Genomic DNA, 22,707 nt, shown 5'->3' with positions numbered 1-22,707 from the left:
TGTCAGTGTTAGCCCTGTGAGTGTGAATCCTGTGGGTACGGCGCAATAGAGGCGACCTCCAGGCGAAACGGCCCGGCGGTGCGGTCGGCAATCAAGAAACCGAGCTGGTGAATAGAGTGCGGGTCGAGAGGCGGCGCGCTGGAAAGCAGCGTGCCCCGGCGCACCGCCTCGAACTGTGCCCAGGTGAATTGATGCGTTTCCCACTGGTGAGCCGTAGGCGTGAAAGCGACGCGGTAGGCGCTTGCTTCGTCCAGCGCGCTGCTTTTGAGCCGTAGCTGATAGGTGCGACCATCCCCACGCACGCGAAGCGTAACTCCTTGGCTGTGTGCTAGGGTCGGCTCAAAGCCGTTGGGTTCACGGCGCACCGAGGCAAAGCCACCGCCGTTTTCCAGCGATACCTCGCCACAAAAGCAGCCAGCGCCCGCTTCCACGCAAAAGCCGCTTTGGGACACGCCGCCCATCACACCATCGTCCACGGCGTACCAGCGCCGCTGCTCTGACTCGGCCATGTTCGATTCGGTAAAGTTCAACATCCTTCAAGCTCCTCCTTGCCTGCCCATAACAACGCCTCTGAGCGAAAGCCCAGAGGCGCACTGCTGTGGTTCAGACTAGGCGATCTGCCGTGGTGATTACAATTTCGCGGAGGCGACCTTCGATGCGACAGGGTCGAGATCCTCCGGCGCGGCGGTGACCAGCGCGAACTCCTCTTCTGCGGTTTTCGCGACTAAATGATTTTTGCTGTAGAGGAAGTAGTAAGCCGCTCCAGCAATAAACAGCACGATCGTGTAGTTGAACGCGCGAGGGTCAAACGCGTAGACACCGGTCAACGCCACGAGCGAGAGCACCAACGCGATGCCGGAGGTCACCACGCCTCCCGGCGTTTTATAGGGGCGCGGCAGGTCGGGCTGTTTCACGCGCAGCATAATATGGCTAAGCGCCATCAGCGCATAAGAGATAGTCGCCCCCACAACGGCCATGCCTAACATCAGATCGCCTTCCCCGCTCAGCGATGCGAGAAAGCCCAAAATACCGGGCACAATCAGCGCTAAGTAAGGCACTTTACGCTCGCTAGTGAGCGACAGCGGTTTGGGTAAATAGCCCGCCCGAGAGAGCGCGAATACCAGGCGGCTATAGCCATAAATAATCGAGAAGAACGACGCGATCAAACCCGCTAAGCCCAGCACGTTGACCAGGGTCGCCAGCGTGGGATTACCCGCCGCATTCAGCGCATCTACCAGCGGCACACCGCTTTGGCCAATCATCTCAGCGCCCGCCGCACCGGCCAGCAGCACGACTACGAGCAGGGCGGTGAAGAGCAAGAACAGCATCGCACCAATGATGCCTTTGGGCATATCCCGGGCGGGGTCTTTCGCCTCCTCGGCCGCCAGCGGCACACCTTCAACGGCCAGGAACAGCCACATACCAAAAGGAAGCGCCGCCCAAATACCGTACCAGCCGAACGGCATGAAGGTGCTCGCCCCCGCCGCATCGGTGGGTGCAATATCAAACAGGTTGGCCGAATCGAAATCGCCAATCAGCGCCACGGCGGTGGCCAAAATGGCAAAGACCGCCAAACCGCTAATCACCATCATCACTTTCAGCGCTTCCCCCACACCCGCCAGGTGAATGCCGATAAACACCGCATAAAACAGCAGATACACCAGCGGCCCGTTAACGCCTAATAACGCTTCCACCGCCGAGCCAATAAAAATCACGATGGCCGCTGGGGCTAGCGCGTACTCGATCAACACCGCAAGCCCGGTCAAATAGCCGCCTGCAGGCCCCATGGCTTGGCGGGCAAAGCTGTAGCCGCCCCCTGCCGCGGGAATGGCGGCGGACATTTCTGCCAGCGCCAGCACTAGCGCTAGGTACATCAGCGCCATCAAACAGGCGGCAATCGCAAAGCCGCCCCAGCCCGCTTCGGCAATGCCAAAGTTCCAGCCCGCAAAGTCACCGGAAATAACGTAGGAGACCCCAAGGCCCGCGAGCAGCATCCAGCCTGCCGTACCTTTACGCAGCTGGCGCTTGGCCAGATACGCCTGATCAACCGTTGGTTGTGTCATCGTTTTGCCCTTTTCAGTGTGGAACGCAATGGGTGTCAGCGGCGTGCTGTGATCCTGGTTCCGTCTTGTTATTGGGAGAGTCGTCAGCGGTGTTATTGAAAATATCGTTAGCGTTGTTATTGAAAGTGTCGTGCGCGTTTTGCGGGTGTTGCTCGTCAATCAGCCACAAGAAAATTCCGAGTTGAACCGCTGCTGCCCTCCAAGACGCTGTCTTCGCTGCGGTCTTTTAGCTTCACGCCGGAGAGCTTGCGCTCCCGCGCCTCGGTTAACAGCAGCAACAAGCGCCGGGCCGCCTCTTCATACGCAAGCCCGGCTGGCCGCACGTTGGAGATACAGTTACGCCGATCATCTTTTAACCCCACTTCGGGGCCCCAGGTCATGTACAGCCCCAAACTATCTGGGGAGCTAAGGCCAGGGCGCTCGCCAACCATGACGAGCACCGCATCGGCGTTGAGCAGCGCGCCTACTTCGTCGCCAATTGCCACGCGCCCTTGTTCCACCAGTGTCAGCGGTGCAAGCTGCCATTCGTTCTTGTCGCGCCTGAGTGCGTCATACAGCGCGGTAAGAAACGGGACGCTGTTTTGCTGCACCGCCAGCGCCGAGAGGCCATCGACGATCACTACCGCCAGATCGAACCGTTGGCCGCTCTCTGCCGCCTGCTGCAGCGTTTGCCGGGATGCCTCGTTGAGGCGTCTGCCGTAGTCGGGCCGCTGCAGGTACATCGCGCGGTCCTCTGCACGGCTGTGTACCGCAAGCGGTGCGGTGCTCAAGCCAAGCGCCTGGGTCAGCTCATCGGCCAGCACCTCACACTCCAGCGGGCAGTGAACCGCATCTTGGGCCTGGGCATGGGCGAGTTGAAACGCGAGCAGCTGTTTGGTGGGTAGGCTCACCCCCGCGCGCCCCAAACCAATGCGCGCGTCGGTAAAGGCGCGCAGGCGCTCCCAGGGGTTTTCAATGATGATCGGCGCAGTGGTTTCCTGCGTGGGTTGCTTAGCCATCTTAGTCGCTCCCCTTCGGCAAGTGGCGCAGGCTGTTAGCAAAGGCGGCGGGCAGTTGGTCGTTAAGACGATGGGTGCTCACATCTTGGAAGATCTGCATCTTGGCCAGCCACTGCTCGAACTCTGGCGCGGCTTTTAGCCCCAGCACCCGACGGGCATAGAGCGCATCGTGAAACGACGTGGTTTGATAATTGAGCATGATGTCGTCAGAGCCGGGGATGCCCATCACGAAGTTGCAGCCCGCCACGCCCAGCAGCGTCAGCAGATTATCCATATCGTTTTGATCGGCGTTGGCGTGGTTGGTGTAACACACGTCGCACCCCATCGGCACACCTAAGAGCTTGCCGCAGAAGTGATCCTCAAGGCCAGCGCGAGTGATCTCTTTACCGTCGTAGAGGTACTCGGGGCCGATAAACCCCACTACCGTGTTGACCAGCAGCGGATTGAACTTGCGCGCCACGGCGTAGGCCCGGGCTTCGCAGGTTTGCTGATCCAGCCCGTGGTGGGCGTCGGCGGAGAGCGAGCTGCCTTGGCCGGTTTCGAAATACATCACGTTGCGACCCACGGTGCCTCGATTCAACGTTTGTGCAGCGGCTTCGGCTTCCGCCAGGGTGCTCAAATCGAACCCAAAGCTGCGGTTGGTGGCTTCGGTGCCGCCAATGGACTGAAACACCAGATCCACCGGTGCGCCCTGTTCAATGGCTTCTAGCGTATTGGTCACGTGGGTCAGCACGCAGGATTGCGTAGGGATCTCGTATTTCTGGATCACGTCGTCCATCAGGCGCATCAGCTTGATGCTCTGGGCGACGTTATCGGTAGCCGGGTTGATACCAATCACCGCATCGCCGCTGCCATACAGCAGACCATCGAGAATACTCGCCGCGATGCCGGTGACGTCATCGGTGGGGTGATTGGGCTGTAAGCGGGTCGAAAGCCGCCCCGGCAGCCCAATGGTATTGCGAAATGCCGTGGTCACGTGGCATTTCTTCGCCACCAGCATGAGGTCCTGGTTGCGCATCAGCTTACTCACCGCCGCGGCCATTTCCGGCGTAATGCCGGGCCGGGCAGCGGCCAGCGCTTCACTGGTGGCGTGGTCCGAAAGCAGCCAGTTGCGAAAATCGCCTACGGTCAGGTGCTTCAACGGCGCAAACGCCTCTGCATCGTGGTCATCGATAATCAGGCGGGTGATTTCGTCCTGCTCGTAGGGGATCAGCGCCTCGTTCAAAAAGGTGGTAAGCGGCAGCTCCGCCAGCACCATTTGGGCGACGACCCGCTCTTCTGCCGATTCTGCCATCACCCCGGCAAGGCGGTCGCCCGAGCGCGGCGGCGTGGCTTTGGCCATCAGTTCGGCGAGCCCGCTAAAGCGATAGCGGCGGCTCCCCACCGTGGTGTGATAGGTCTGCGCCATGGGCCTTCCCTTCTCTTACCTGTTCGATACTCAAGGCGCGGTATGCGCGTTGAGGAACAAAACTTGCTTGTTCTCACAATAGCGCTATCACTTAACGGGGAGTATCGAGTTTTGGCAAAACACACCAAGGCTATAAAAACCAATAAGAAACAGCGGGTTAATAACGACAACAAGGCGTGGACGCGGTTGATTCACGCTGTCAGGAGCTGGTGATGACCTTGACGCCTACCCAAAGCGCACCAAAAAAGTGCATTCAAGAAGCGTTTGATGCCGATGAGCATGCGCAAAACCTCACCCACTGGCAGCAGCAATACGATCAGCTCACGCCTGGGCGGTTTTATGGGCGGCTGGATGAAATTGCGTTGCCTGCCATTCAGGTGTTCAAAGAGCACACCGGCCAAGCGCTGCGTCAGGATTGCCGGGTGTGGGAGGACTCTTTATGGTTGGGCATTCCAACCCGGCCAGCGGGCTCGCGTATCAATGGGCAGCCGCTCGACGCGCAGCAAGTGATGTGCCGCCCCGGCGGACGCGATTTTGAATTGGTGACCCCGGAAGCCTTCGATATTTACGGGCTAGTGATACGTCTGCCAGCACTACACGCCGCTGCCGAACGCCAGGGCATCACGCTGGATGAGCAGTGGATGCCCGCGCCCCGCCGACATGTGAACCCTGCCACGCTACGCGCCCTACTGTTTCTATTGGAGCGGCTGTTAGGCCAACAGCAGGGAGCCATTGCTGAAAAGCTGCATCAGGATATTCTTTTAACCGGCCTGCTGGAGCTATTAGATGCCCAACAGCCCAGTGGCGAGCTGCCTCCCAGCTACGCGCATCGCAAAGCCGTGGTCGACCGGGTCAAGCAGTACGTCGACGCGCATGTAGACGCCCCCATCACCGTGGATGCGCTGTGTGAACTGACCCATGTGAGCCGACGCACGCTGCAATATAGCTTTACGACGATTTTAGGCATTAGCCCATTGCAGTTTTTGAGGCTGACGCGCCTTAACCGAGTGCGGCGCGCCCTGCGCGCAGCTGAACCGCCACAAACAGTGACCGAGATTGCAACGTATTGGGGATTTTGGCATTTAGGGCAGTTCGCCCACGACTATAAACAGCAGTTTGGTGAGTGCCCTTCGCAAACACTACAGGGGCCAGCCTAGCATCGCCGTTTATCTTATATATGAGAATGGATGCATTGACGACACTGTTTACCTTCTTAAAAAAGGGCTGCTGAGACAGCAGCCCCATAAGCCCGTTATACCTTGTGAAATATAACACCATAGTCATTCGGGTCGACGACGCCCTCTAGTCGCCCAATTTGCGAAAAGTCGCCTTGCTCTAAAACACTATCGATATTGGTATCCATAAAGGCCAAGTTTTTAACGACATTGACTTTGATCGGCATACCTTTACCGTCGATATCAATGATCCACGCCAAAAAACCACCGGAAAATTTCGCAAGGCTTCCAATAGGGTAAAGCCCATAGCACTGAATATACTCGACCAAGGTCGCTTTATCATAACATTGTGGTGCCTCACTAACTAAGCGATACGCATTTAACGGTGTCAGCGGCCTAACGCCATTTCTTCCATACATCAACTTGCTCACCGCTTTAATGATAGACACTACAAGCACATTATCAGATATCTGTGACCCTTTAAGATTGAAAGGATACCCCGTTCCATCCAATAACTCGTTGGCATGCAACATAATATCTTCACAGGTGGCACTTGGCTTCCAGCCGAGCGACAGCAGCTTACTCCTTAGAGTCACCACATGCTGCTTTAGGATCTCTTTATGTCGAGGCGACATGTTCGCTTTTAGCGTGGGCAGCTCTTCACTGACCAGCAACGGTTTGCCCATGGTATGTAACAGGGCGCCCACCACAGCCTCTCTGACATGTATGGAATGAGGGTCCCTAATCAACAGGATATCGGCCATTTGCACCGCGACTCGGACAGCCTGCCGAACCCAGTCAGGCTCGTTGTGTAAAAACGCAAGCGCATACAAAAGCGCTTTCCTATCTTGTCTCAACAAATAGAGGATGGCGTCGGCGCAATCGTAGATCACCTTTTCAGGAAAGTGATCGCGGCTTTTTATATACATCAAAGAGTATTGAAGCTGGTGAGCCAGCTCCAAGACGCCTCTCTGCATTGGTGACTGCCTCAGGCGCTTTTTTTGTTCCTTTTCTTCACGCTGTATCGCCGCTTTTTCGACTGCGCCAGGTATAAATAAGGGAGAGTGGCCAACTACGCGATCGTTGCTACCCGAGCGGTAAGCGGCTTCTCGCTCTGCCTCGTTCACGATATAAAAAAGCTCTTCTGTCTGATGAGGCTCTAAATTGACATATTCGATTCCGAGTGCTGCATATCCGTGGTTACCAAAAGGACGCATATGCCTGATGACTCCTTCGGAAAAGAAACTGGCACCATTCGGAAACTCAATGGTGACGCCAGGAAGCTGCTGACCGACGGTAATGGGGACGGTATCTTCAATCGCGACATCTACCAAGCATCCCCCCACGGATATATTGCGTAGACTTCCCGCCACGATCAATCCATCCAGATACACCTCGACGCTCACTTTTGCCCGCATACCCAGTATGAAAGGAATACGAACGGCGCCTCGTTGCTCTAGCAAAAACACTGAGCTAGGCAGCTGACACTCTAATCGATATGTCGAGCTGTCTACTTTGACGGCCTTTGTAGGAATGTTACTAACACTATGAATATCACGCGTTAGCGCTGAGTTTTTCACTGAGCCATCTAGTGGATTTAGCGTTTCAATATCGAAACTAACTTTTCCATCTCGGACATAACTATTAAAACTTTCTCCGTGACACTCTACCTCGATAACTAAGAGGCCGGTCTCGACATTAAGATCGATGATATTCGCTTGTAAAGCATACGGCATGTCTTTCGCATATACACAAATCTCATACTGATGCTTAAGAAACGATTGTACAACATGAGCTGTTGGGTTTTGTACAGGAGCGGAAGCAGGCATAGAACCACCATTTAAGTATTTTTAATTATAATGTAGCAACCTACCACTGCATTTTAATACTTAGGTGGCTAAGTGTATGTTTTATTTTGTAAACTTAAAAGAATGTGAACAAACGTTAAATATTAAACGTATTGATCGACAATGGGGCAGGCGAGTGCTAATCACTGGCCAAAGAAAACATCACAAAAAGAAACATTTTCAAACTTCTATACGAGCCATTTATTCGCAAAATGGTCAGCGGTTAAAGGTCGGTCATAATAGTAGCCCTGGGCTTGGGTACAGCCCATCGCGATGAGGGCCTCACACTGCTCCTTCGACTCGATGCCTTCAGCGATCGTCTGTAAGCCTAGCGCGTTGGCCATCGCAATGATCGTTCTTACGATAGCGCGATCATTCTCGCTGGTGAGCATGTCGCGTACGAACGAAATGTCGATCTTGATCTTGTCCGCAGCAAAGCGTTTCAAATACGCCAAGGAGGAATAACCGGTACCGAAATCGTCAATCGACAACCCCATCCCATGGCTTTTGAGCACTTCCGTGATGGCAATGGCATCGTCGGGATGCGTCATGATGCCGCTTTCGGTAATCTCGATACTCAACGCCTGAGGAGAGATGCCATGCGCTTGGCAACTCGCGAGGAGCGTCGTCACCAAATCGCTATCTTCGAACTGATCGGCGGCGATGTTAATGGCTAGCTGCCCTCGAAGTTCGACACCCTGGCGCTGCCAATCGGCTAACTGGCGGCAGGCTTGATCGATGACACAGTTCCCTAACGCCGCAATCATGCCTCGCTCTTCGGCAATGGCGATAAACTGCACAGGAGAGACCTCTCCCAGCTCTTCATCCCACCAACGACACAACGCCTCCGCCCCAATGAGTTGGCCACTGCGCATATCGACTTGCGGCTGAAAATGGAGGTAGAGCGACTGATGAGCAATCGCCATCGCCAGGCGCTTGGCAATATGCAGCTGCTGAGCGACGGCATGGCCCATCCAGTGTTCAAAGGTGCGCATCGTGAGTTTCTGACGCTTCGCTTGGTACATGGCAATATCAGCATGCTTCAGTAGCGCCTGAGCCGACTGGCCATGGCCGGGATATAGCGAGATCCCCACGCTGACGGACAGTTCGGACGAGTGCTGCTCTATCACCATCGGTTGATGCAGGCTGGCACAGAGGATGTCGGCCGTTTGCATGGCGCTAACATCGTCGTGAACTCCCCGGCAGATCACCACGAACTCGTCACCGCCCAGACGGGCTAAATAGTCGTCAGCAGGCAGCACGCTGCGAAAACGCTGCGCGACCTCTTTGAGCACCAAGTCGCCTACATCGTGGCCCGCGGTGTCGTTGATCTCTTTGAAGTGGTTGAGATCCAGTAGCAGCAATGCAAAGGGGGTTGGCGGATGATCATTGACGCACTCTTCAAGACACTGCATGAAGTCCGTACGGTTGGGTAACTGCGTCCCAGCATCACAAAAGGCCAGTTGACGAATACGCGCTTCATCCCGTTGGCGGCCCAGCTCGGATGCCGCTCTTGCCGCAAATATTTGCAGTACCGTGCTCACGATTTGGGTCTCGAAGAGCGGTGCCTTGAACATCACCCCAATAATTCCGATGGGGCGACCTTTGGCGTCGTCTAGCCGTCGGCCAACGTAGGCATTCACCCATGCCAGATCACCGTTGGACTCTACTGGAAGGCGAATGCCGGCGTTTTCATGCACGATACACTCACGCTGGGTCAAAACGTCCTGGCAAGGCACTCCTGCTAGATGGTAACTAAACGCGGACTGGCGAACGCCGTTGACATAAAGCGCCAAGACATTGGCGATGTTGGGATCTTGCTCGTCTAGCGTGGCGATAAAGCCAACATCAGCGGCTAGCGCGTTGGCCATATGGTCGGTCAGCTGCGTCAAGAACGCTTCGCCGTGCTGTGCGGAAACGGCTGTGGCTACTTGCGTGACGGCATGCTGGATACGCTGTTCGGCCTTACGATGACGAAGACTGTCGATACCAAAGGCAATGTCATCGGCCAACTCGCTCAATAAACGTACCTCGGCAGCGGTCATGGGCGCATCGTCGCTCTGGTAAAGGGTGATGACACCGAGTAACTGCCCTCGGTAAATCAGCGGTAGCGCCACCAACACGGCGACCTCCAAGGCCACTAGCGTGGTATCACTGCCCGAGGCATTGGGATTGCATTGCGGTCTATACACCACAGGGGCACGGCGCGATATTGCTTGGCGGATGATATCGCGGCTATAGCCCGCTACGAGCAGTTGCTTGGGGCTCAACCAACCGAGAACGTCGGCCTCTCTATCCGCACAGGCTTGTAACACCCCCTCAGGGTTCTCCATCCCCGGCACGATGTGATGCACCCAAGCGGCCGTGTACCCTCCGACGTCCACCAGCACGCGACAAGCGGATTGAAGCAGCGATGTTTCATCACTGGCATGAAAGCGCGCGTCGTTACCTCTGCTCAACAGCCGCAGCGCCCGCTGTTTGCAGGCGATTTGCTGATCGGCCTGCTGTCCGACGAGCTGACGGGACAGCTCGACGCCTGCCAGCGAGGCAATGATGCGCATGACCTCATTGGCGTAGTTAGGCAGCTGCAGCGGACGCGAATGCATGAGCACGAGAATACCGTGACAGTGTCCCGAGGCATCGGCCATGGGCACCCCGAGATAGCTTTCCACGGACAGCGCGGCCAAACGAGCATCGTCAGGAAAGCAGGCACGTGCCTGAGAAGTGATGTGGAAGCAGGTGCGCTCCTTAACTCGCTCACACGGGGTGCCAGAAAGTGTATAGGGCGCGGCGTCGACGAATTCACCTTCCGACCACATGGCCAACGGCGTCGCAGTACCGCTACGATCGATACTGGCGACCAATGCATGGTCGGCACTGAGCAAATGCGCCAAGGTGTGGGCTAAATGGTGAAAGAACCCGCCTTTATTGACGCGGGACAATCCTTCGGCGAGCTGTTGGAAAATTTCTGGTGCCGTCGTAGGAGACATGATATTAAGCGCCTTCGGGTTTGATAGGTCAGCCACGTTGGCAAGCCAAATGCTTTGATCAAAGCCGAATTGACCGCTGTGTGATCATCCCTGAGTCATACAGTGATTGTCTCTGCTGCATGTGAGCAGCCACCTTAAAAAGCATCGCCCGTCCTTGCTACCTATGCCCATTGATGCCATTTGAGCAGCGGCGCTTAAAAGGCATGTCTTTTTTATTGCTTAACGCATGATGCACAGCTCACGCTCTCTATCTTTCAAGCAAATGCTTTAAGCAATAACGCTTAAGGCCAATAACACACGGCCTTTAAATTTTAATGAACTTAACCATAAATTTATTTTAGATGACCGATTTAAATAGATTTAACTGCACTATTTATATGCTTTTTCCGCGCGCGGCCAAAAAAACAGTTTACGCCGCTCATTATCAACCTATCAGGGTGATATTCAACCTAAACAGTCCTTCATGTCAATAGGCCGTTCCCCAACCATTCAGGGCTATATGGAGGATCGTGTGAATAAAATCGAACAGAAACGGCTAGCTAGCAACATCGGCAGAGCCATTGCCAAACAGCGAATACGCAGCCAGTTGACCCAGGAAGAGGTGGCCGAACGCCTTGGGGTTGGCAATGAAGCCGTTTCTCGAATCGAGCGGGGGCGTGTCATTCCCAACATCGTCCGCTTATTAGAATTAGCCGAGATTTTCAATTGCGAAGCCGCCGAGCTTTTAGGTCAAGCAAGTGTTCATGTCGATGATCAAACACAGCGCATTAAAACGTTATTAGCCCCCCTAAAGCCGCATGATCGACAATTGATGCTAGAACTCATAGAAAGCTTGGCCACGCGTTTTCGACAAGATTCCTCCACCGAAGAGTAACCAACACGACTATCCCGACTCTTTTGAGCTATCACTGCCTAACGTATCCGCTCCCCCCAACGCGACTTGCGGGGTTGCCAGCACCTTTGGTGCTTCTCTACGGTTCGTGCTATAGGTAGTGAGCGCTGCAGTCAGCATGGCAGCCCCAACACTCGACGCCGTCCTGGTGCCCAGCTCACTCCCACCTTGCGAGGCCCTATGCTGAACACGACTTCCTGGAATCGTCTTCGCTACAGCGCCTACGCGCCTCTCTACGATGCGCTCGTAGCGCCCGCGTTGCGCAGACCAAGACGTGTCGCGCTCAGCCATGTGGACTGGGAACCTGGTATGCGCGTTCTCTTGGTGGGAGCAGGGACGGGGCTGGACCTCCCCTTTTTGCCCCACGAGTTAGAAATACACCTGACCGATCTCACCCCTGCGATGGTCCGGCGCGCCAGCGCCAGGGCCGAGCGCTATCAGCGTGATGTGGCTTGTCATGTCATGGACGCCACCCAACTCGTCTATCCTGATGAACGCTTCGATGTCGTCATCATGCACCTGATTTTGGCGGTCATGCCTCGCCCGGAACAGGGTTTGGCAGAGGCCTATCGCGTACTGAAACCCGGCGGACAACTGTGCGTCATGGATAAATTCCAACCCGACACCCAACCTGCCGGGTGGGGGCGCCGCACGTTGAACGTATTCACTTCGATCATTGCTACCGATATCACGCGTCAAGCCAGCCCCATGATCCAACATGCTGGCTTTCGTATTCAGCGAGATGAGCCGGTACTCATGAACGGTCTGTTTCGTGCCCTGCTCGCCGTCAAATAGCGCTGTGTAATTGCTCATCGCTTGCAAAAACCTATACAATAAAATTAATGTGTATAGCTTACGTTGCACAACCCGTGGGGCACTGGGGTTTGCCTGCTCTCTATTCGAAAACGTCAATGATGAGGACGCGCCATGCCCAAAGCCGCCGTAAAGCGCTTTCGTCGCCTGCCAGAGGACGAACAGTCTCGCGTCATCGAAATGGCCTGGGAAGATCGCACGCCTTTTGAAGCGATCGAACGGCTATTTGGTTTAGGGGAACCCGATGTGATCGAGGTCATGCGCTACCAGATGACCCCAGGCTCATTCCGCCTATGGCGCAAGCGGGTCACGGGCCGCACTACCAAACATCAGTCGCTTCGCTCGCCCGATGTGATGCGAGGCTACTGCCCTACCCAGTACAAACGTTAAGCAAAAAAAAGCGCGATGGCACTTTCACCGGTATCACCGGCAAAAGCGCCATCGCGCTGTAGGTTTTTAGAAATTTACAAAATTAAAGCGGCGTACGAGACAGTATGAGTTTCTCATCACGCGGACGCTGCTGTAAGGCCTTCACCGCTTGTTTGCGTTCAGGGCACTGCCATAGGTGATCCACCAAGCCAGCGCTCGGGCGGTACCCCAAGGGGGCTTCAACGAGTAACTGCTGCAGGTGAGCGGAATCGCCCAATTTACTAGCACTCAATAACTTACCCAATAGCGCCTGCACTTCTGGTAAGGAAAGAGCGACTTCATTCGCCGACATAATGCGCGGGTGCGCTGTTTCCACCACTTGCTCGCCGATGAGCAACTCTTCGTAAAGCTTTTCACCGGGTCGCAGGCCGGTGAACTGAATTTCGATATCCCCATCATGCGTTTTCTTAGCGTCTCGCGTGTAAGAAAAATAAGGCTCGAAACCCGACAAGCGCACCATTTTACCCGCCAATTCCTTAATTTTGACCGGCTCACCCATATCAAGCACGAACACATCCCCACCTTTGGCCATCGCACCGGCCTGTATGACGAGCTGCGCCGCCTCAGGAATGGTCATGAAATAACGCGTTATTTCAGGATGCGTGACGGTGACTGGGCCGCCAGCGGCAATTTGCCGGCGGAATAGCGGCACCACAGAGCCACTTGACCCCAGTACGTTACCAAACCGCACCATACAGAAGCGCGTATCCGGCTGTGCATTGGCCATTGCCTGGCACACCAATTCCGCTAACCGCTTGCTGGCACCCATCACGTTGGTAGGCCGCACCGCTTTATCGGTCGATACCAGCACAAAATCCGTCACACCGCTGGCCACGGCCGCCTTCGCACAGTTCAGCGTACCCAACGCATTATTGAAGAGGCCTTCTTCAACGTTGTGCTCTACCATGGGCACATGCTTATACGCCGCCGCATGGTACACCGTTTGCACTTGGTAATACGCCATCACGGCTTGCAGGCGCTGCTCGTGTTGCACAGACCCTAGCAACGCGTGAATCGCCACCTCTTCAAGCCCTTCAGCATGCGCGATGGCACAGAGGTTTTGCTCGATGGCATACAGGTTGTATTCAGAAATTTCTAACAACAGCAGCGTAGCCGGGCGCTGACGCAAAATTTGCCGGCACAGCTCGCTACCGATCGAGCCACCCGCACCGGTCACCAACACCACTTTGCCCGCGATATTCGCCGCCATCAGCGATTCGTTGGGCGGTACTGGGTCACGCCCCAGCAAATCTTCAACGGCGACATCGCGAATTTCGGTAGTCTTAGCACGCCCAGACACCACATCCGCTAACCCTGGCACCGTTTGCACTGGCACCGAGAGCGGTTCTAACGTCTCTAGAATTTCACGGCGCTTAGCGCGGCTAGCACTTGGTAGGGCTAACAAGATCTTCTCAACGCCTAACACCTCCACCAACTCTTCTACCTTGCGGGGGTGGTACACCTTCAGCCCCTGTACCGAGTGGCGATGCAGTTCTTTACTATCATCCACAAACCCAACGGGTTCATACTCTTTGCCATTACGGAGTGAAACGACTAACTGCCGGCCCGAGCTACCGGCGCCATAAATCAGCACTCGCGTTTTATAACGCACCTGGCCACGGTGATAGAGGCCACGCAGTATCAACCGCACCCCACCGATACTCAGCATGGCCAACATCGCGTAAATAAACGGCACCGAGCGAGGAATTGGCAGCAATAACATATAGTTAACAACCACCAAAGCGGCCATAGAAGCAAACACCCCCATCAAAATAGTAATGGTGGCCTGCATACTCATATAACGAATAATGGCCCGGTAAAAACCGAGCCTAATAAAAATAAGCAAACTAATAGGAATAATAGCCGGCAGCACCCACCAAACCGCAGCGTTACCTACAAAAGCCCAGCTATCTAGCCGTAAAAACATGGCCAGCACGTAGCTCAGCGTAATGAGTGATGCGTCCACAACCAGCTGAATAGCGCGCTTTTGCGCTCTAGGCAGGCGAAACAAATAGTGTAACGTGCGCGATAGCATACGGTTAACGCTCCCTTGAAATTCCCACAACCACTCCTCCACTCCTCCACACCAACTTATTGTTTTTTTTATTTTTATTTTCATACTTCTAGTGCATAATTATTCATTACGCCTTACCCACCCACTCTTACCCACACGCTTTTACCCACACGCTTTTACCCACACGATGTTATCTACACACTGCAGTGAAGAGAGGCTAACGCAACGCCAAAACCTTGACACAGGGCTTGCGCGTTTCGGCATATATCCCAACGTTAAATTAATCGTTAAAAAATGCGAATAAAAACAAAACTTAGCGTGAAAAACTGCCGTCAATCAACGACACATTGCAACAAACGATGACGACGATTATACAATAATTAGGCTAAGCCGAAAGCGCTAAGTTGGCATCATGACAAGCTGAGAGAGTAAAGCAGTTCACATTATGAAAAAGGCGCACGACGCCGAGCACTAAACTGCGCTGCTTTAACGCCTATCTGCAGAAGTACGACCCACCCCACATACGTCGCTAACACCACGGGATAAGCGAAAAAGGCATAGCTCAAACCGAAATCTATAAACAGAATGGGGAGCAGCAACCCAGCCAACACCAAAGGGCGTTGGGCAGGCTGCTGCCATAACGAGGAACGAGAGAACCACCAAAGCGGCCAGGCATAGAGCAATATGACGCCCAGCAACCCCAACACGCCATAGCGCACCCAGGCGTTTAACAGGTCGTTATGGGCGTGCCAATGGCGTGCCACTTGTGGAGAAATATCGCCTTTTTGCTGCAGCGTTTGCAGGGCATCTTGGTACTCTGCCAAGCGGTAGCCCGTTAAAGGGCGCTGAGCAATCAGCATCAGCGTTACCCGGTAAAGCTCTAAACGCACGCCAATCGAGCCATGGGGGTGGCCCTGCCAATAATCACGGGTTTCTTCGACGGCACTGGCCACGCGTGTTTGCACCCCGGTTTGGGGCAGCGCATAGGCGCTGACCAGCAGTATGCACACGCCTGCCGCCAACACCCCCTGCTTCCAGCCCGCCCAGCGGCCAATATACACGCGGTAAAACACCAGCCCGGCAAACGGCAGCGCCAGCCACCCCCCACGCGTGCCAGAAAGCACCGACGCCATTACCCCGCCCACAGCGCCAAAGCCAAACAGCAGCCACCACACCCAGCGCTTAGGCTTAGGCTGATGCCACGCCCACGCCAACCCCGCCATGCTAACTAAACCGCACACCAACGATAGATTGCCGAACAAAATAGCGTGCATCGGCGCATGGCCGGCCGCGCGGGCACTACCGCCTAGCAAGGTTTGCGCTATGGCCCAGGCTCCCATCGCGCCACCACTCAGCGCCAACGCACACAGCCCCACCGCTGGCATCAACGCCCAAACACCACGCCTACTGCGTAAAAGCTGGCGGGCCAGCCATACAGCTCCTAGGCCGCTAACCAGCCACCAGCCGCCGTTAGGCACCAGCAGCGGTGCCATGCCCAAGGCGATGGCAGCAGCGGTCAACGCCTTACTCAACGGTCACGCTCTTCGCCAAGTTACGTGGCTGGTCCACATCCGTGCCTTTTAATACCGCCACGTGATAAGAAAGCAGCTGCAAAGGCAGCGTAAACATAATCGGCGCCAACTGCGGGCTGCAGGCAGGCATGTGCATAACGGTCGTGCCTTCATCCTGGCTAAAACGCACGTGCTGGTCGGCGAATACAAACAGTTCGCCGCCCCTGGCACGCACCTCTTGCAGGTTCGCCTTAAGCTTTTCGATGAGTTCACAGTTGGGCGCGACCGCCACAATGGGCATATCATCATCAATCAACGCCAGCGGGCCATGCTTCAGTTCCCCCGCGGCGTAAGCTTCAGCATGGATGTAAGAGATCTCCTTCAGTTTCAAAGCCCCTTCCATGGCAATCGGAAACTGCTTACCCCGACCCAAAAACAGCGTGTGATGACGCTCTACAAACCGTTTCGCCAGTGCCGCAATGGCGCTATCGTGATCGAGCGCCTGGCTAAGCACCGCTGGCAAAGCAGCCAGCTGTTCTACCAATGCCGAGGCTTCTTCGCTAGGCCCGCGCTGCACTTGGCGAAGCGCCAACACCACCACCATTAACGCCGCCAGCTGTGTGGTAAACGCCTTGGTAGAGGCCACGCCAATTTCAGGGCCCGCTTGCGTGAGCAGGCATAGGTCCGATTCGCGCACTAACGAACTGCCCGCCACGTTGCAAATGGCCAGCGTGCCCAAGTAGGCCGGCTTATCACGCGTATCACGGCGGGCTTGGGCAAACCGCAGCGCTGCTAACGTATCGGCGGTTTCGCCCGACTGCGAGAGCGTCAAAAACAGCGTGCCGCTAGGCACCACCACATGCCGGTAACGGTACTCCGACGCCACTTCCACTTGGCAAGGAATGCCCGCCAACTCCTCTAACCAGTAGCGCGCCACCTGGCCCGCATGGTAACTGGTGCCACACGCCACAATGTGCACCTGCTTGACGGCATCGAACAACGCTTCAGCACCCTGCCCTAACGCCGACACATTCACCCCATCGCCGCCCAACAGCCCTTGCAGCGTATTGGCCACGGCCTGGGGCTGCTCGTAGATTTCCTTGAGCATATAGTGGCGATACCCCGCCTTGCCGGTCGCCGCATCATCATGGTCGAAGTGGTGAAGATCACGCGTTACCGGGCTACCTTGGGCATCGTGAATCACCACGCCCGCCGGCGTGAGAGTGACCACATCCCCCTCTTCCAAATAGTGGAATTGGCGGGTCACGGGCAACAGCGCTAGCGGGTCGGACCCCAGGTAAACACCTTGCTCGCCCACGCCAACCACTAACGGGCTACCTTTACGCGCGCCTACTAACGTCTCTGGCTGCTGTGCATGCACCACTGCCAGCGCATACGCGCCCTCTAGCTGGCTCAGTACCGCCTGCAAGGCCATCGTGAGGTCTTGATGGTGATCAAACGCTTCCGCCACCAAGTGGGCCACCACTTCCGTATCGGTTTGCGATGTGAACGTATAGCCCTTTTCGAACAACTGTTGGCGCAAGGCTTCATGGTTTTCAATAATGCCGTTGTGCACCACGGCCAAGTGTTCGCCCGATAGGTGCGGGTGCGCATTGTGCTGGCTCGGGCTGCCATGGGTGGCCCAACGGGTATGGGCAATGCCCACGTGGCCAGGAGCGGGCTGTTGCGCCAACGCTGCTTCTAAGGCCGCCACTTTGCCCACTTCCCGCACGCGGGTTAGCTGGCCGTCGTCATTCAACACCGCCACCCCGGCGGAATCGTACCCGCGGTACTCCAAACGCTGAAGCCCCTGCACCAAGGTGTTAAGAACGTGATGATTCGCGATAGCCGCAACAATGCCGCACATATGCATCCCTGTATGATGTGATGAAGGATAGAAATAAAAACGATATTGGCCCTGCCATGAGCGGCCAGGGGCGCAGCGACACTACACAGCTGCTTAAGAACGCCAACACGGGAATGTTGGGTTTACCAAGAGAACCGAGCGGTTTGCCAAGGAAGCAGCCGGTAAGGGTCTCGCAGCCCACACTGTTTGCTTTGTTGGGCTTTATCAATGGCTTCATAGTGCCCCCATGCCGTCACGAAGGCTTCATACCAAGTACTGTCTAATTCAATAGGTAAGTTGTGCTGCCTAACAAACCTCAACCCATCAGGCCACTGGGAGACCTTCTTATTCTCAGGAACGGCAATATCCTTCATCCGCCGGGCTAGCTGCTGGTTCAACGTATGAGTAAACCGTCCCATGACCTGATGATATCCCTGCAACGTTTCACAGCTTTCTTGCTCATATAGCATGGGGGAAACATATGCAGGCACCGGGTCTTCTTTAAATCTCATCATTCCCCATACGGCTTGAGATTGCTGAGCGACAGAAGAGCAGCCACTCAGTAACAGCAGCAGAATCAACAAAACAGGGGGCATTAAACGCTTCATATTTCCTCCACCAGCAGACAAAACCCGTCTCTCGCCAGTTCTGGAGTCGTGTAAGCGCCATCTAACGACATATAGTGAATCATTCGAATATTGTTGCCCTGCTTCTCTAGCCCGTAGCGCTGCTGTAAAGCCCGGTCACTAATATCTACGTGTTCATTGCTTTCGAGCTGCTCAAGGGAAAGGTTGCTGTTCTGCAATGCCGACAAATACGCGTAGTTATCGCCCATAAAGGCCTGAACATCGTGAAGATGGTTAAGCTCGCTATCAAGATGCTTCGCTAAGCTTGAGAAAACTTCGTAAATACTGACATTTTCAAACACTTGCTCAGATCTCAACTGCATCCCAAACTCCGACAATCCAATCCCGCCCATGCGGGCCACCTCGGGCTCACAGGTAAAGCTACCCCGCTGGGTAAGCTCAACATCCACAATGACCTCAGTATCTTGCAGGTCAATTGGGAAGCGCTTTGTACGGTAGCCAGGGGCGGAGACTTCGATATCGTAACGGCCGAAATCCAGCGTCATCCCTTCTTGATACACCGGCTCAATGTTCATCACCCGCACCTGCGCATCCTCAGGCGAGGTTGCCACGGTCAGCTCACCGGCCGTTGGCCGGGCGGCAGCTCGCGTGCTGCCTGCTGCCCCTACCCCCGCAATAGCAGACGATGCCTGACGAGCCGTTTGGCGGGTAATATCCCCCACAGAACGAGTAGGTACGATGCTGGTAATGTTGCCCTGCTGAAACGCCGTCACGAAGGTCTCCTCTACCGCCTTAATGGCTAAGCGAAGCCCACGAACAAGCCCTGCCCCATGCAGCGCTGGCGCAACCAAAAAAGCCACCACCAACGCGCTTACCATCAGCCGCGTTTTAGTGGCTCCCAGCCACGCTACGGCACTTACGCGTGTCATATTAAATGTATTCCTCAAAGAGCTGAGGCGCATCGCTCAACAGAGTGAGTGGCCATGATAAAAACGCAGGTATAGCGCTGCCTAATAAGAGCAGCGCCAGCATGGAAGTAACGAACGGTAAAACAACCAAGCCCGCCGCCACCCAGCGCCACGTTCGCTTGGTGTGCTCAGGCAGGTGATGCACCCATTTTGATTTTGCCGCATCCATCAACTTACTGATCAACACCAGCGAAACGACAAATACCAAGAACTTAAAAGCGGCCCCGCCCAGCTCGCCCATGGCGTTCATCACTGCCAAATTCGCCAACATCACCGAAACGACGATCTCCAACGCGGAGCTTAAAACGGATTTCTCCTCCGTAATCACGGTTTGCCACAGCCAAGCAAACGCCACTAATGACGATAAAATAACGCCCACCATCACTAACGTGCCGGTACTCAATGTGGCGGTACTTAACGAGACCTGCTGGAGAAGCGAACGAGTGGCCAGTGCCATCACCCACGCCAAGCCATACATTACGGCAATAGCGAGCGACGTACGCACCCATATGGCCCGCCACTGCTCCCCATTCGCAGGCTTATAGATAGGCTTGACGAAAAAAAACCAAAGCACCGCCAGCAAGGTGACGATGATCGAGTTCTCAGTGATGCTATGCTCCATGCGGTCTTCCTGAACATTCCCTAAAAGCGCTCTTTAAAAGAGCTCAACGGCGACTTTTTTCTTATGTTAGCGGCTAGATAACCTAGCAAGGGTATCCATCAGCCAACCCAACGCCTACTGAATAGTGCAGGGCAGCCTGTTGTGACATAACCGCACCCTAGCCGCGGAAGTGATTCAAATACCAAGGCATCGCTTCACTAACGCCATCGACAATGGTGTGGGTGGGCGCGTAGCCCAGTAACCGCTGCGCTTTGCTGATATCCGCCTGGGAGTGGCGAACATCACCAGGGCGAAAGGCCCGGTATTCAGGTTGCTGAGCGTAACGTACCCCTTGCTCTGCGAGTGCGTTGCGCAAATACTCAAATAGCTGGTTGAGCGTCGTGCGGCCACTAACGGCGACGTTGTACACTTCGCCCTGGGCCTGTTCATCTGCCGTAGCGGCCAATAAATTGGCTTGCACCGCGTTTTCGATGAAGCAGAAATCGCGGCTGGTTTCGCCATCACCATTAATGAACAAAGTCTCGTTCGTGAGCATCGCCCCCGCCCATTTAGGAATGACCGCCGCATAGGCGCCATTGGGGTTCTGGCGTTTGCCGAATACGTTAAAGTACCGCAAGCCTGTCGCTTTAAAACCATAGGTGCTGGCAAACACATCGGCATACATCTCATTGACCACTTTCGTGACCGCATAAGGAGAAAGCGGTTTGCCAATTCTATCTTCTATCTTGGGCAGCGCCGGATGGTCGCCATACGTAGAGCTAGATGCCGCGTACACAAAGCTTTTGACCCCGGCTTCTTTCGCCGCCACCAGCATATTGAGATGACCCGTAATATTGGCTGCGTTCGTGGCAATAGGGTCGGCAATGGAGCGAGGCACCGAACCCAAGGCCGCTTGGTGCAGCACGTGGTCGACGGGGTTTCCTTCCACCATCATGGCCGAACGGCAGGTGGCAGCATCGCGTATATCGCCTTCCACAAAATTGAAACGCGCCCACTGCTCTGGGCTGACTAGCGACTGTACTTCCTCTAAATTGGCTTGAAACCCTGTTGCAAAGTTATCCAACCCCACTACTCGCTGGTTCAGCTTGAGTAAGGTTTCCAGCAAGTTACTGCCAATAAATCCTGCACAGCCGGTCACTAACCACGTGCGTGGTGTTGCGGCGAGTTCAGTTTGAAGCGTTGCAAAACGGCTCATAAGAATCCTTTTCTGTTAAATAACCTTGGGTGGCTTATGGCCCTTTTACAGGCGAATATCGACCGCCTCTTTGGGCAGCACGTATTTCAGGTCGTAAAGCACATGCTGTGGTTTGCCCCACTCACGAATGCCGTTCGCCCCTAACTCACGGAACTCGCGATGCGCCACAGCCAACACCATGGCATCGTAGGTGCCCGCCTGTGGGGTAGGTACCGGGCGAATACCGTATTCGGCTTCGGCTTCTTCTGGGTTTACCTGCGGGTCGTATACATCCACCGTAACACCGTAATCACGAAGCTCTGCCAAAATATCTACAACACGCGTGTTACGTAGGTCTGGGCAGTTCTCTTTAAAGGTTAACCCCAGTACCAGCACGCGGGCACCCTCTACCAAAATCCGCTGCTTGATCATCTTCTTAACAAGCTGGCCCGCCACATAGGCGCCCATGCCATCGTTCAAACGCCGCCCGGCCAAAATCATTTCCGGGTGGTAGCCTACCTGTTCAGCTTTATGGGTGAGGTAGTAAGGGTCTACGCCGATGCAGTGGCCCCCCACCAAACCAGGGCGGAAGGGTAAAAAGTTCCACTTGGTACCTGCGGCTTCCAGTACTTCTTCTGTATCGATACCCAAACGGTTAAAAATCACGGCTAACTCGTTAATCAGCGCGATATTAATGTCTCGCTGAGTGTTCTCGATCACTTTTGCCGCTTCCGCCACACGAATACTGCTGGCAAGGTGGGTGCCCGCCACAATCACTTTACGATAAAGCGCATCAACAAAAGCACCGGCTTCCGGCGTTGAGCCTGACGTCACTTTCTGAATGGTGGTCACACGGTGCTCTTTATCACCTGGGTTAATACGCTCGGGGCTATAGCCCGCGTAAAAATCCTGGTTAAGCACTAAACCAGACACTCGCTCAATAATCGGCAAGCACTCTTCTTCCGTTGCACCGGGGTAAACAGTGCTTTCATAAATGACCACATCGCCTTTACCCACCACTTGGCCAAGCGTTTCACTGGCTTTGATTAGCGGGGTTAAATCTGGGCGGCGAGTGCTATCAATAGGGGTCGGTACCGTTACGATATACACATTGCACCCGCGCAGCGCTTCGATCTGGCTTTCAAAACTGAGCTGCTTGGCTTCGGCCAGAAGTTCTGGCTCGACTTCTAATGTGTGGTCGATGCCATCGCGCAATTCACCAATGCGCTGGGTGTTAATATCAAAACCAACGGTAGGCAGCACCTTACCGAACTCGACGGCCAACGGCAGGCCCACGTAGCCTAACCCAATGACGCCTAACCGTACGTTATCCATACTGACCATTGCTTGCTCCCCTTTTTTTAAAACAA

General features: G+C 55.0%; 18 protein-coding genes. 4 read left to right on the top strand and 14 right to left on the bottom strand.

The window, feature by feature from the left end:
• Positions 1-8: 8 nt before the first annotated feature.
• The 4 genes from QIT27_RS11450 to QIT27_RS11435 all read right to left on the bottom strand — a co-directional run bounded on the left by QIT27_RS11450 (position 9) and on the right by QIT27_RS11435 (position 4,469).
• Positions 9-533, bottom strand: a complete 525-nt coding sequence (locus tag QIT27_RS11450; RefSeq protein WP_285263883.1) for a CIA30 family protein — start codon at positions 531-533, stop codon at positions 9-11.
• Between the two features lie 96 nt (positions 534-629).
• Positions 630-2,063 (bottom strand): ethanolamine permease, encoded by a 1,434-nt coding sequence (gene eat, locus QIT27_RS11445; RefSeq protein ID WP_285263882.1) that lies wholly within the window; start codon positions 2,061-2,063, stop codon positions 630-632.
• Positions 2,064-2,218: 155 nt separating this feature from the next.
• The gene (eutC, locus tag QIT27_RS11440; RefSeq protein WP_285263881.1) at positions 2,219-3,061 is read right to left on the bottom strand and encodes an ethanolamine ammonia-lyase subunit EutC; all 843 of its coding nucleotides are present in this window, start codon (positions 3,059-3,061) and stop codon (positions 2,219-2,221) included.
• A gap of 1 nt (position 3,062) precedes the next feature.
• Entirely contained in the window at positions 3,063-4,469 is a 1,407-nt protein-coding gene (locus QIT27_RS11435) for an ethanolamine ammonia-lyase subunit EutB (protein ID WP_285263880.1), read from the bottom strand.
• 212 nt (positions 4,470-4,681) lie between these two features.
• Between QIT27_RS11435 and QIT27_RS11430 the strand changes: the two genes are divergently transcribed.
• Positions 4,682-5,626 (top strand): helix-turn-helix domain-containing protein, encoded by a 945-nt coding sequence (locus tag QIT27_RS11430; RefSeq protein WP_285263879.1) that lies wholly within the window; start codon positions 4,682-4,684, stop codon positions 5,624-5,626.
• 95 nt (positions 5,627-5,721) lie between these two features.
• Here the strand turns inward: QIT27_RS11430 and QIT27_RS11425 are convergent, their stop codons facing one another.
• Complete coding sequence (locus QIT27_RS11425) at positions 5,722-7,473, bottom strand: PilZ domain-containing protein (protein ID WP_285263878.1); 1,752 nt, start codon at positions 7,471-7,473, stop codon at positions 5,722-5,724.
• Between the two features lie 206 nt (positions 7,474-7,679).
• Positions 7,680-10,481 (bottom strand): bifunctional diguanylate cyclase/phosphodiesterase, encoded by a 2,802-nt coding sequence (locus tag QIT27_RS11420; RefSeq protein WP_285263877.1) that lies wholly within the window; start codon positions 10,479-10,481, stop codon positions 7,680-7,682.
• Positions 10,482-10,992: 511 nt separating this feature from the next.
• On the opposite strand from QIT27_RS11420, the gene QIT27_RS11415 reads away from it, so the two are divergent.
• The 3 genes from QIT27_RS11415 to QIT27_RS11405 all read left to right on the top strand — a co-directional run bounded on the left by QIT27_RS11415 (position 10,993) and on the right by QIT27_RS11405 (position 12,576).
• Positions 10,993-11,355 carry a helix-turn-helix domain-containing protein gene (locus tag QIT27_RS11415; protein ID WP_167520870.1) on the top strand — a complete coding sequence of 121 codons (363 nt, stop codon included), beginning with the start codon at positions 10,993-10,995 and terminating at the stop codon, positions 11,353-11,355.
• A 198-nt stretch (positions 11,356-11,553) separates the two neighbouring features.
• Positions 11,554-12,168 (top strand): class I SAM-dependent methyltransferase, encoded by a 615-nt coding sequence (locus QIT27_RS11410; RefSeq protein ID WP_285263876.1) that lies wholly within the window; start codon positions 11,554-11,556, stop codon positions 12,166-12,168.
• Positions 12,169-12,300: 132 nt separating this feature from the next.
• The gene (locus tag QIT27_RS11405; protein WP_044630516.1) at positions 12,301-12,576 is read left to right on the top strand and encodes a TIGR03643 family protein; all 276 of its coding nucleotides are present in this window, start codon (positions 12,301-12,303) and stop codon (positions 12,574-12,576) included.
• A gap of 82 nt (positions 12,577-12,658) precedes the next feature.
• Here QIT27_RS11405 and QIT27_RS11400 read toward each other — a convergent pair whose 3' ends face one another.
• The 8 genes from QIT27_RS11400 to tviB all read right to left on the bottom strand — a co-directional run bounded on the left by QIT27_RS11400 (position 12,659) and on the right by tviB (position 22,681).
• Positions 12,659-14,650 (bottom strand): polysaccharide biosynthesis protein, encoded by a 1,992-nt coding sequence (locus tag QIT27_RS11400; RefSeq protein WP_285263875.1) that lies wholly within the window; start codon positions 14,648-14,650, stop codon positions 12,659-12,661.
• Positions 14,651-15,072: 422 nt separating this feature from the next.
• The gene (locus QIT27_RS11395) at positions 15,073-16,161 is read right to left on the bottom strand and encodes an O-antigen ligase family protein (protein WP_285263874.1); all 1,089 of its coding nucleotides are present in this window, start codon (positions 16,159-16,161) and stop codon (positions 15,073-15,075) included.
• The gene (gene glmS / locus QIT27_RS11390; protein WP_285263873.1) at positions 16,154-18,007 is read right to left on the bottom strand and encodes a glutamine--fructose-6-phosphate transaminase (isomerizing); all 1,854 of its coding nucleotides are present in this window, start codon (positions 18,005-18,007) and stop codon (positions 16,154-16,156) included. The genes QIT27_RS11395 and glmS overlap by 8 nt, the downstream gene beginning before the upstream one ends.
• 122 nt (positions 18,008-18,129) lie before the next feature.
• Positions 18,130-18,594 carry a hypothetical protein gene (locus tag QIT27_RS11385; protein ID WP_285263872.1) on the bottom strand — a complete coding sequence of 155 codons (465 nt, stop codon included), beginning with the start codon at positions 18,592-18,594 and terminating at the stop codon, positions 18,130-18,132.
• Entirely contained in the window at positions 18,591-19,502 is a 912-nt protein-coding gene (locus tag QIT27_RS11380) for a hypothetical protein (protein ID WP_285263871.1), read from the bottom strand. The genes QIT27_RS11385 and QIT27_RS11380 overlap by 4 nt, the downstream gene beginning before the upstream one ends.
• A 1-nt stretch (position 19,503) precedes the next feature.
• A complete protein-coding gene (locus tag QIT27_RS11375; RefSeq protein WP_285263870.1) occupies positions 19,504-20,163 on the bottom strand; it encodes a hypothetical protein in 660 nt (219 codons plus the stop codon).
• Between the two features lie 157 nt (positions 20,164-20,320).
• Positions 20,321-21,358, bottom strand: coding sequence for an SDR family oxidoreductase (locus QIT27_RS11370; RefSeq protein WP_285263869.1), 1,038 nt, complete (start codon positions 21,356-21,358; stop codon positions 20,321-20,323).
• A 45-nt stretch (positions 21,359-21,403) separates the two neighbouring features.
• On the bottom strand, positions 21,404-22,681 hold the full coding sequence (gene tviB, locus QIT27_RS11365; RefSeq protein ID WP_285263868.1) for a Vi polysaccharide biosynthesis UDP-N-acetylglucosamine C-6 dehydrogenase TviB: 1,278 nt from the start codon (positions 22,679-22,681) through the stop codon (positions 21,404-21,406).
• Between the last annotated feature and the right edge of the window lie 26 nt (positions 22,682-22,707).

Origin of the sequence: Halomonas sp. LC1, assembly GCF_030247125.1 — a bacterium.
In the GTDB taxonomy this organism is placed as follows: Bacteria; Pseudomonadota; Gammaproteobacteria; order Pseudomonadales; family Halomonadaceae; genus Vreelandella.
Note: the sequence above shows the minus strand (reverse complement) of the source record. Positions and strands in the feature narration are given on the sequence as shown.

Coding starts and splice junctions, on each gene's coding strand:
- QIT27_RS11385 (WP_285263872.1), bottom strand. CDS start 18,594: ATGAAGCGTTTAATGCCCCCTGTTTTGTTGATTCTGCTGCTGTTACTG.
- QIT27_RS11430 (WP_285263879.1), top strand. CDS start 4,682: ATGACCTTGACGCCTACCCAAAGCGCACCAAAAAAGTGCATTCAAGAA.
- tviB (WP_285263868.1), bottom strand. CDS start 22,681: ATGGTCAGTATGGATAACGTACGGTTAGGCGTCATTGGGTTAGGCTAC.
- QIT27_RS11425 (WP_285263878.1), bottom strand. CDS start 7,473: ATGCCTGCTTCCGCTCCTGTACAAAACCCAACAGCTCATGTTGTACAA.
- QIT27_RS11450 (WP_285263883.1), bottom strand. CDS start 533: ATGTTGAACTTTACCGAATCGAACATGGCCGAGTCAGAGCAGCGGCGC.
- glmS (WP_285263873.1), bottom strand. CDS start 18,007: ATGTGCGGCATTGTTGCGGCTATCGCGAATCATCACGTTCTTAACACC.
- eat (WP_285263882.1), bottom strand. CDS start 2,063: ATGACACAACCAACGGTTGATCAGGCGTATCTGGCCAAGCGCCAGCTG.
- QIT27_RS11420 (WP_285263877.1), bottom strand. CDS start 10,481: ATGTCTCCTACGACGGCACCAGAAATTTTCCAACAGCTCGCCGAAGGA.
- QIT27_RS11370 (WP_285263869.1), bottom strand. CDS start 21,358: ATGAGCCGTTTTGCAACGCTTCAAACTGAACTCGCCGCAACACCACGC.
- QIT27_RS11405 (WP_044630516.1), top strand. CDS start 12,301: ATGCCCAAAGCCGCCGTAAAGCGCTTTCGTCGCCTGCCAGAGGACGAA.
- eutC (WP_285263881.1), bottom strand. CDS start 3,061: ATGGCTAAGCAACCCACGCAGGAAACCACTGCGCCGATCATCATTGAA.
- QIT27_RS11435 (WP_285263880.1), bottom strand. CDS start 4,469: ATGGCGCAGACCTATCACACCACGGTGGGGAGCCGCCGCTATCGCTTT.
- QIT27_RS11400 (WP_285263875.1), bottom strand. CDS start 14,650: ATGCTATCGCGCACGTTACACTATTTGTTTCGCCTGCCTAGAGCGCAA.
- QIT27_RS11380 (WP_285263871.1), bottom strand. CDS start 19,502: ATGACACGCGTAAGTGCCGTAGCGTGGCTGGGAGCCACTAAAACGCGG.
- QIT27_RS11410 (WP_285263876.1), top strand. CDS start 11,554: ATGCTGAACACGACTTCCTGGAATCGTCTTCGCTACAGCGCCTACGCG.
- QIT27_RS11375 (WP_285263870.1), bottom strand. CDS start 20,163: ATGGAGCATAGCATCACTGAGAACTCGATCATCGTCACCTTGCTGGCG.